Origin of the sequence: Streptomyces anatolicus (assembly GCF_019400875.1) — a bacterium.
Classification (GTDB): domain Bacteria; phylum Actinomycetota; class Actinomycetes; order Streptomycetales; family Streptomycetaceae; genus Streptomyces; species Streptomyces anatolicus.
Genome location: NZ_WMBF01000779.1, coordinates 1 through 1,756 on the forward strand (window position 1 = coordinate 1; position 1,756 = coordinate 1,756).

Here is a 1,756-nt window from a genome sequence, read left to right on the forward strand (position 1 = left end):
GGACTCCCTCTTCGAGCCCCGCCCGGGCGGCACCCCCGTCACCCTGCAAGAACTCGTCGAGGTGTACGGGGAGCAGCAGCGAAGACACGACGCCACCGCCCACCCCGGCCGCATGCGCCTGCTCACCGCGTCCGAGTCGGCGGGCATGCTGGTGGCCGCGGAGATGAACGCCTCGGGCATGCCCTGGCGCGCCGACGTACACCGCGCCCTGCTGACCGAACTGCTCGGCGAGCGGTACGCGGGCGGTGGCGAGCCCCGTCGCCTCGCCGAGCTTGCGGACGAGGTGTCCGCCGCGTTCGGCCGCCGCGTGCGCCCGGATCTCGCCGCCGACGTGGTGAAGGCGTTCGCGCAGGCCGGCATCAGGGTGAAGTCGACGCGGCGCTGGGAGATCGAGGGGATCGACCATCCGGCGGTGCGGCCCCTCATCGAGTACAAGAAGCTGTACCGCATCTGGACCGCGCACGGCTGGAGCTGGCTCCAGGACTGGGTGCGCGACGGCCGCTTCCGGCCCGAGTACACGCCCGGCGGTTCGGTCAGCGGCCGGTGGACGACGAACGGGGGCGGGGCGCTGCAGATCCCGAAGGTGATCCGCAGGGCCGTGGTCGCCGATCCCGGCTGGCGGCTCGTCGTGGCCGACGCCGACCAGATGGAGCCGAGAGTGCTGGCCGCGATCTCCCGGGACCGGGGCCTGATGGAGGTGGCGGGCAGCGAGGAGGACCTGTACACACGGCTGTCGGACCGCGCGTTCTCGGGCGATCGCGAGCACGCGAAGCTCGCGCTGCTCGGCGCGGTGTACGGGCAGACGTCTGGCGACGGCCTGAAGAATCTGGCGGCGCTGCGGCGCCGCTTCCCCCTGGCCGTGGCGTACGTCGACGAGGCGGCGAAGGCGGGCGAGGAGGGCCGGCTCGTACGGACCTGGCTGGGGCGGACGAGTCCGCCGGCGGCCGGGGCCGGTGAGGACGACGAGGCGGGCATCCCGCAGGAGGCGCCGCTCCTCACGGACGGACTGCCGTCTCCCGAGGGGGAGTTCACTCCCGGGTACGCCTCGACCAACGCCCGGGCCCGCGGCCGGTTCACCCGCAACTTCGTGGTGCAGGGCAGCGCGGCGGACTGGGCGCTGCTGATGCTGGCGGCCCTGCGGCGGGCGATCGCCGAGGGCGGGATGCGGGCCGAGCTGGTCTTCTTCCAGCACGACGAGGTCATCGTGCACTGCCCCGCCGAGGAGGCGGAGGCCGTCGCGCTCGCGGTGCGCGAGGCGGGGGACCTCGCGGGGCGGATCGCCTTCGGGGAGACGCCGGTGCGGTTCCCGTTCACGACGGCGGTCGTGGAGTGCTACGCCGACGCGAAGTGATCCCCGCTTCGACCGTCTCAAGGGAGCCCGCTTGAAGGGAGCCCCGCTTCAAGCGCCGCCGATCTCAGTCGGCGCGCGCCGGAAGCAGGACCCTCCGCTCCCCGGCCGCCGCCTCACTGCCCGTGCCGTGGCGGGACAGGCGCGCCCTCGTCGCAGGGGCGTCACCGCGGTGTGCGGTGACGGCGGCGGCGCGGTCGAGGAGAGTGGCGTACTCACGGGTCGCGTCCTCGGTACGGGTCAGGCCGCGCAGGGCACGGACCAGGCCGAGGCGGGCCTGGGACTCGCCGTGCCAGTCCTCGTACTCGCCGTGAATACGCAGGCTCTCCTCGAAGCATGCGAGGGGCCCGCCCACTTCGCTCTCCCCAGCGCCCTGAGGGCATCCGCCGACTTCACCCTCCCCCGCGC

General features: G+C 73.9%; 2 protein-coding genes. One reads left to right on the forward strand and one right to left on the reverse strand.

Translation table 11 applies throughout. From position 1 onward, the window contains the following. The coding region (locus GKQ77_RS32380; RefSeq protein WP_219692715.1) for a bifunctional 3'-5' exonuclease/DNA polymerase at positions 1 to 1,351 on the forward strand (1,351 nt) is incomplete at its 5' end. Positions 1,352 to 1,415: 64 nt separating this feature from the next. On the opposite strand, the gene GKQ77_RS32385 is transcribed toward GKQ77_RS32380, so the two are convergent. Next, positions 1,416 to 1,756, reverse strand: a 341-nt coding sequence (locus GKQ77_RS32385; protein WP_219692718.1) for a hypothetical protein, incomplete at its 5' end; no start/stop codon positions are given.